Origin of the sequence: Actinomadura sp. GC306 (genome assembly GCF_004348665.1) — a bacterium.
Classification (GTDB): domain Bacteria; phylum Actinomycetota; class Actinomycetes; order Streptosporangiales; family Streptosporangiaceae; genus Spirillospora.
This window is the reverse complement of record NZ_SMKM01000022.1, coordinates 37,309-44,556: the sequence shown is the minus strand read 5'-3', so window position 1 is coordinate 44,556 and position 7,248 is coordinate 37,309. Positions and strand designations below refer to the sequence as shown.

General features: G+C 72.9%; 7 protein-coding genes. All 7 read left to right on the top strand.

Annotation, left to right across the window (positions count from 1 at the left end):
* The coding region (locus tag E1200_RS05800; RefSeq protein WP_131950748.1) for an NAD-dependent epimerase/dehydratase family protein at positions 1-938 on the top strand (938 nt) is incomplete at its 5' end.
* Positions 935-2,107, top strand: coding sequence for a glycosyltransferase family 4 protein (locus tag E1200_RS05795; protein ID WP_165950205.1), 1,173 nt, complete (start codon positions 935-937; stop codon positions 2,105-2,107). The genes E1200_RS05800 and E1200_RS05795, both read left to right, overlap by 4 nt.
* Before the next feature lie 11 nt (positions 2,108-2,118).
* Entirely contained in the window at positions 2,119-2,844 is a 726-nt protein-coding gene (locus E1200_RS05790; RefSeq protein ID WP_131950746.1) for a hypothetical protein, read from the top strand.
* Positions 2,841-3,194, top strand: coding sequence for a hypothetical protein (locus E1200_RS05785; protein ID WP_131950745.1), 354 nt, complete (start codon positions 2,841-2,843; stop codon positions 3,192-3,194). Before E1200_RS05790 ends, E1200_RS05785 begins: the two co-directional genes overlap by 4 nt.
* Positions 3,194-4,309 (top strand): glycosyltransferase family 4 protein, encoded by a 1,116-nt coding sequence (locus E1200_RS05780; protein ID WP_131950744.1) that lies wholly within the window; start codon positions 3,194-3,196, stop codon positions 4,307-4,309. Before E1200_RS05785 ends, E1200_RS05780 begins: the two co-directional genes overlap by 1 nt.
* Entirely contained in the window at positions 4,306-5,091 is a 786-nt protein-coding gene (locus tag E1200_RS05775; RefSeq protein WP_131950743.1) for a hypothetical protein, read from the top strand. The genes E1200_RS05780 and E1200_RS05775 overlap by 4 nt, the downstream gene beginning before the upstream one ends.
* A gap of 233 nt (positions 5,092-5,324) precedes the next feature.
* On the top strand, positions 5,325-7,238 hold the full coding sequence (locus E1200_RS05770; RefSeq protein WP_131950742.1) for a RiPP maturation radical SAM C-methyltransferase: 1,914 nt from the start codon (positions 5,325-5,327) through the stop codon (positions 7,236-7,238).
* Positions 7,239-7,248 lie beyond the last annotated feature (10 nt).

The window sequence follows — 7,248 nt, the reverse complement described above, 5'->3', positions numbered from 1 at the left end:
CGGCGGGGTTCGTCGGGGGTCATGTGGCCGGTGCGTTCGCGGCGGCCGGGCATGAGGTCCTCGCCGTTGACGCGCCCGATCGTTCGCTGAACCCCGGGGTCGCGCGCCGCGCGTGGGCGGACCTCGCGGCCAGGGCCGGTGTCGCCGCCGCCGAGATCGACCTCGCGGTGGACGACCTTGATCCCGTCGCCGCGGCGGACGTCGTCGTGCACCTGGCCGGGCGTCCCGGGGTGCGCGACTCGTGGAGCGCCCGGCGGGCGGTCGAGCGGGACAACGTCCGCGCGACGGCGCGGCTGCTCGCGGCGTGCATGCGGCGGCCGGCGGCGGCGCGGCCGAAGGTGGTCATCGCGTCGAGTTCCTCGGTGTACGGGTCGGCGGGGCGGCGCCCGAACCGGGAGGACGATCCGCTGCACCCGGCGAGCCCCTACGCGGCCAGCAAGGTCGAGGTGGAGCGGCTCGCGGAGGCTGCGGCAGGGGACGGCCTCCGGACGGTCCTGCTCCGGTACTTCTCCATCTACGGCCCCCGGCAGCGGCCCGACATGGCGTTCCACCGGTTCGTGGAGGCGGCGCTGAACGGGCGCCCGCTCCCGGTGTTCGGTGACGGGCTGCGGTCGCGGAGCTTCACGCACGTCCGGGACGCGGTGTCGGCGACGCTCGCGGCGTCGGCCGCGGACCTGCCGCCGGGGATCGCCGTCAACGTCGGGCACCACGAGCCCGTGACCGTCCGGGACGCGATCGCGATGCTCACCGCGGCGCTCGGCGTCACCGCGGAGATCCGGCGGGAGGCGCCGGTCGCCGGCGATGCCGCGCGGACATGGGCCGACACCGGCCGCGCGCGGCGGCTGCTCGGCTGGACGGCGACGACCGGCCTGGCCGAGGGGCTCGCCGACCAGATCGCCTGGCACCGCGCGGCGCACGAGGAGGTGCGGGTCGGGTGAGGCACAGGGCCGCGTACTTCGCGTTCGACCGGTTCCCGTCCAGCAAGGGGTCGGCCGTCCACATCGCGCAGATGGCCGACGAGCTGTTCGACCGCTTCGGCGGCGGGCTGCTCGGCGTGATCGGCGGCCCGGACCTGCCCCGGTACCAGCGGGAGGGGACCCGGGAGATCGCCCGGTTCGACGTCCCGGTGCCGAACCTCATCGACCGGGCCGAGGCGTTCTCCGAGTGGGTCGCCCGCCATCTTGAGCCGCACCTGGAGACGCTGGAGGTCTGCCACGTCCGGGACCCGTGGAGCGCGCTGCCGGTCGTCGCGGACGGCCGGCGGCACAAGGTCGTGTACGAGGTCAACGGGCTGCCGTCCATCGAGATGAGCCACACCTGGCCGTGGGCGGCGCCGAGCACGCTCGGCAAGATCCGCGAGCTGGAGCGGCACTGCCTGGAGCGCAGCGACGCGGTCGTGGTGCCGTCCCGGGTGATCGGCGAGGCGGTCGCGGCGCGGGGAGTTCCGGAGCACAAGATCCATCTGGTGCCGAACGGGGCGGAGGTCGGTGCGCGGCCGGTGCGTCCGGAGGGGGCGCCCGATCGGTACATCGTCTACATCGGTGCGTTGCAGCCGTGGCAGGGGCTCGACGTGCTGATGCGCGCGTTCGCGCGGCTCGCCGACCTGGAAGACCTGCGGCTGGTGGTCTGCTCGTCCGTCCCGGAGCGGCGGTCCAAGCCGGTGCGGCGCCTCGCCGAGCGGCTTGCCGTGGCCGACCGGGTCGACTGGCGGTTCACGCTGCCGCACCACGAGGTGGCCGCGTGGCTCGCGCACGCGGAGGTCTCGGTGGCACCGCTGACCGGCTGCGCCCGCAACCTCGACCAGGGCTGCGCCCCGCTGAAGGTGATCGAGTCGATGGCGGCCGGGGTGCCGGTCGTGGCCTCCGACCTGCCCGCGGTGCGGGAGCTGATGGCGGACGGCGAGCACGGGCGGCTCGTCCCCGCGGACCGTCCCGCCGAGCTGGCGCGGGCCGTCCGCATCCTGCTGGAGTACCCGGACGAGGCCGCCGCCATGGGGCGCGCGGGCCGGCGCCGGATCGAGGACGGCCTGACGTGGGCGCATTCCCGCGCCCGCCTGGCCGAGGTCTACCGCACGGTCGCCCGGCCGGTGCACGACCGGATTCAATAGGTGGTTTCGTCATGTTCTGGCGCAAGCAGAAGGCCGCCATCGAGCGGTTCCATCCGCTGCACAAGGCGCTGACCCTGGAGCGGGCGTTCGCCGTCTCGCTGCGGCGCGACGACTGGGAGCCGGTCATCCAGAGCCTCGCGCGGCACACCGCCGAGGTGCGGCGGGGCAAGTGGCAGCTGAACCGGCGGGTGCCGGGCGTGCTCGTGCCGATGCTGCGCATCCTGGCGTCCGACATGCCGCCCCAGGGGACGCTGTCGGTGGCGGCGGACATGCGCGGCCACCGGCTGCCGGAGAAGAACGGGCCGCAGTACGACGTGCCGGTCCGGCCGCCGATCACGTCGATGAAGCAGTCGTACGCCATGGACCCGTGGCTGCGGATGAGGGCGGAGCTGCGCGACGGCAGCGTCCTGGAGCTGTCGGTGACCGACCGCGTCCGGCACCGCAAGTACCGCAAGCGCAACCCGCGGGGCAAGCTCAAGCTCAAGTCGAAGTCGAAGACGGTGCAGATCGTCCAGGTGACGCGGCGGCTGGCGAAGGACGCGGTCGTGCAGCGGCCGGGGTCGCCGCCGCCCCCGTGGATCAGGGTCCGCGTCAAGCCCGGCAAGCGGACGGTGATCCGGGCGAGCGGCAAGTTCCCCGGCCCGCTGGAGGAGCAGGCGATGATCGACCAGATCCTGCACGTGTCGACCGAACCGTTCCGGTGGACCCCGGGCCGCACCGCGAGGAGGACCCCGTGACCCCGTGCTCGGTGACCACCGGCTTCTTCGTCCTCGGCCGCTGCGGGCAGGCGGCCGTGGCGTCCTGCCCCGGGTGCCGCCAAGCCGTGTGCGGCGCCCACGCCGGGCCGAACGGGCTGTGCCCCGAATGCGGCGCCGCCCAGGGCTACGGGACGCCCGACCCGCACCAGCCGGCCTGGACGGGCGGCTACCGGCGGCACTACTACCAGCGCAGCGCGCACGTCTACAACGACGCCCTCTGGTACTCGAACTTCAACGAGTACGACCGCGGGGCGTTCAACCCGGGTGACGAGTGGTCGCAGGGCGGCGACTGGGGCCCGGACGACGACACGGGCTTCGTGGACAGCTGATGCCCCGCGTCCTGTGGCTCACCGAGCACTATCCGCCGAGCCGCGGCGGGATGTCCCAGTCGTGCGACCGCATCGTGCGGGGGCTGCGCGCGTCCGGGGTGGAGGTCGACGTCGCGCACCTCACCCGCCGCGCCCGCCCGTGGGGCACCGGGCGGGAGCAGGGCGGGCGGCTGATCACCGCGCCGCTCGGCGACGACCCCGAGCACGCGCTGCGGCGGCTGTGGACGACGCTCGGCGCCGAGCGGCTCACCGGCTACGGGCACGTGGTCGCGTTCGGCGGCGCGTACGCGATGCTCGCCGCGCCCGTCCTGTCCGCGCTGCTGGACGCCCCGCTGGTCACGCTGCTGCGCGGCAACGACATCGACGTCGGCGTCTTCTCGATGCGGCGGCGGGGCGTGCTGGCGGACGCGCTGCGCGCCTCGGCCCGGGTGTGCGTCGTCGCCCGCTCGCACGCGCCGCTCGTGTCGGCGGTCGCGCCGGGCGCGGCCGTCACGTACGTCGCCAACAGCGTCGACACCGCGCAGTGGCGGGTGCTGCCGTCCGAGCGGGAGAAGGCGCGGGCCTGGCGGGCGGAGCACGTCGCGCCGGGGCGCCGGACGATCGGGCTGATCGGGCAGCTCAAGGAGAAGAAGGGCGTCGGGTTCTTCCTGGACGCGCTGGCCGCGTCCGGCCACGCCGGCGCGTTCCACCTGCTGCTGGTCGGCGAGGTGGAGGAGTCCGTGGCGGAGTGGCTGGACGAGCGCGGCGTACCGTACTCGTCCATGCCGTTCCTTGAGCGCTACGACCTGCCCGCCGTCTACGCGAGCTGCGACCTGGTGGCCCTGCCGTCCTTCTACGACGGGATGCCGAACGTCGCGCTGGAGGCGGCGGCGCTCGGCGTGCCGCTGCTCGCCTCGGACGCGGGCGGGCTCGCGGACGTCGCCGACGACGAGATCGGGTTCACCTTCCCCGCCGGGGACGCGCACGCGTGCCGCGCGGCGATCGACCGGGCCGCGCGGGCGGGCGACGCGGAGCTGGCGAAGCTCGGCGCGGCGGGCGCGGAACGCATCCGCCGCGATTTCACTCCGGCCGCCGAGACCGCCGGGTACCGCGCCGTCCTCGACGCGGTCCGGTGATCCTCTGCTACGCGTCCGGGGACGGGCTCGGGCACCTGACGCGGCTCCGGTCGGTCCTGCACACCCTGGGGATGGACGGGCCGGTCACCGTCGTCACGGGGTCGCCGTTCGCGGGCGACCCGCGCGTCACCGGCGACTGGCGCGTCGTGCGGAGCGCCGGCGCGGCGGACCTCGCGCCGGACGAGGTGATCGTGGACGCGTTCCCGGCCGGGCTCAAGGGCGAGCTCATCCGCGGCGACGGGATCCTGCCCGGTACCCGGGTCACGCACCTGGCGCGGCTGCTCCGCTGGGACGCCTACGCGCCGCTGCTGCCCGCCGATCCCCCGCGCTACGACCGGACGTTCGTCCTCGAACCGCTCGCCCCCGCGCACGAGGCGTACCTGCGGACGGTCTCCGCCGAGATCGTGCCGCTCACCCTGACCGATCCGCCGTCGGAGCCGGTCGACGTGGACGGCTGGCTCATCGTCCACAGCGGGCCGGAGGCCGAGACGCTCGAACTCGTCGCCTACGCGCGTGACATGGCGTCCGTCGAAGGCGTCCGCCCGCCGATGACCCTGGTGTCGCCGCAGAAGCCGGGCGGCCTTCCGCCGCAGGTCGCCTACCTGGACGTCTATCCCGCCTGGCGTCCCGGCCCGAACGTCGGACGGATCGTCACCGCGGCCGGGTTCAACGCCGTCCGGCAGTTCGCGCCCTGGCGCGACATCCACCGGATGCTGCCGTTCCCCCGCAGCCTCGACGACCAGTTCACCCGCGCCGCCCGCGCCCGCCATTCCGCGGGATGAATCGCCGCCCGCGCCGGTGAACGGCCGCGGTACGCATACTCAATTGCGGCGACAATGCATACCCAACGAGTGCCGGGCACCTCCCTCTTTCGATGTATTGCATACGCCCTGACCTGCAATTACGCTGCCATTAGCGATCCGGGTACCAAATACACGAAAACGCCTGTCTTGACATTTCCCGATGAAATATCCAGGATCGCCGGTATCGACGCCTGAAGCGATAAAGGGTGAACATGCGTATTCTCCTGGTCTCCATGCCCTGGGCAGCGATCGACATGCCTCCCATCGCGCTCGGGGTCCTCGGCCGGCTCGCGCGAACCCGGCTCGACGGCGTCGAAGTCCGCACCGTCTGCGGAAATCTCGACTACATCGACTGGCTCGCCGAGCGGTCCCCTCTCTCCCCCGCCGATTACGGCTTCTTCGCGGTCGACTCCCACTTCGAGAGCTGCGGGGACTGGGTGTTCGCGCCCGCCCTGCACGACAGGGAGCGGCACGCCGCCGAGTTCGAGGAGATGGCGCGCGAGAAGTTCCCCGCCGAGCGGGTCGACCTCATGCTCAGGCTCCGGGAGCAGAGCGAGGCGTTCATCCGCGACCTCGCGGAACGCATCGTCGCGATGGAGCCCGACCTCGTCGGGTTCACGTCCACGTTCCAGCAGAACGTCGCCTCGCTCGCCGCGGCCCGGCACATCAAGCGCCTGGCCCCGGAGATCCTGACGGTGTTCGGCGGCGCCAACTGCGACGGCCCGCAGGGCGCCGCCATCCACCGCAACTTCGGTTACATCGACCTCGTCGTCCGGGGAGAGGGCGAGCTGAACTTCCCCGCGATGGTCGAGGCGATCCGCGGCAAGGGCGAGTTCGCGGACATCCCCGGCCTGTGCTGGCGCCGGGACGACGGCACCTCCGTGGCCAACGAGATGGAGGCCAAGCCCCTCCCGCCCAACGTCCTGGTGCCGCCCGACTACGACGACTTCTTCGAGCGGTGGTCGACGTCGGTGGCGCGGTCCTGGGTCGAGCCGGTCCTGGTGATGGAGGGGTCGCGCGGATGCTGGTGGGGCGCCAAGCACCACTGCACCTTCTGCGGGCTCAACGGCTCGTACATGGACTTCCGCAGCAAGAGCCCCGGCCGGTTCTACGACGAGATCATGGAGCTCGTCGAACGGCACCGGACCCTCGACATCTACGTGGTCGACAACATCCTCGACATGGCGCACGTCACCTCGCTGCTGCCCCGGCTCGCCGAGGCCGACCACGACCTGCGCCTGCACTGCGAGGTGAAGTCGAACCTGCGGCGCCGCCACCTGCAGACGCTCACGGACGCGGGCGTCGTGGTGATCCAGCCCGGCATCGAGAACCTCAGCAGCCACGTCCTGAAGCTGATGGACAAGGGCGTCACGGGCTGCCAGAACGTCCGCATCATCAGGGACGCCGAGTCGCTGGGAATCAAGGTCCTCTGGAACTACCTCTACGGCTTCCCCGGCGAGACGTCCGCCGACTACACGGCGATCGTCGAGCAGTTCCCGGCCCTGCACCACCTGCGGCCGCCCGAGGCCATCGCGCGGATCGTCATCGAGCGGTTCAGCCCGTACTTCAACCGGCCCGAACTCGGCTTCCCGGACCTGCGGCCCGCCCGCCCGCACCGGCTGATCTACGACCTGCCCGAGAGCGAGTGCCGCGACCTCAGCTACTCCTTCGACGCGGCGCCGGCGGGGATCGGCGAGGACGTCGCCGAGCTGCTGGGGGCCGCGACCGAACGGTGGCAGGAGGTGGCGCCGCAGAGCCGGCTGACCTTCCACGACCTGGGCGAGAAGATCGTCCTCATCAACACGCGGCCGCACTTCGCCTGGTCGACGCACGTCCTCGCCGACCCGGTGGAGCTCGCGCTGTTCCGGCTGCTGGACGACCCCCGCAACATCCCCGTGCTGGCCCGCAAGCTGTCGGCGGAGACCGGCGCGGACATCGGCGAAGCGGCCGTCGCGGCGATCCTGGCGGACTGGCGCGGCCGCGGGCTCGTCTTCACCGACAACGACCACTACATCCATGTCGCGGCCGTCGCGGCGAACCGCGAGCTGCAACGGACCAGGACCGACGTCCACCTCCGGGCCGCCGACACCGGCCACGCGGCGCCGCGCCTGGTCGCCCAGCACTGAGACGGGAGAG

Coding starts and splice junctions, on each gene's coding strand:
- E1200_RS05790 (WP_131950746.1), top strand. CDS start 2,119: ATGTTCTGGCGCAAGCAGAAGGCCGCCATCGAGCGGTTCCATCCGCTG.
- E1200_RS05780 (WP_131950744.1), top strand. CDS start 3,194: ATGCCCCGCGTCCTGTGGCTCACCGAGCACTATCCGCCGAGCCGCGGC.
- E1200_RS05770 (WP_131950742.1), top strand. CDS start 5,325: ATGCGTATTCTCCTGGTCTCCATGCCCTGGGCAGCGATCGACATGCCT.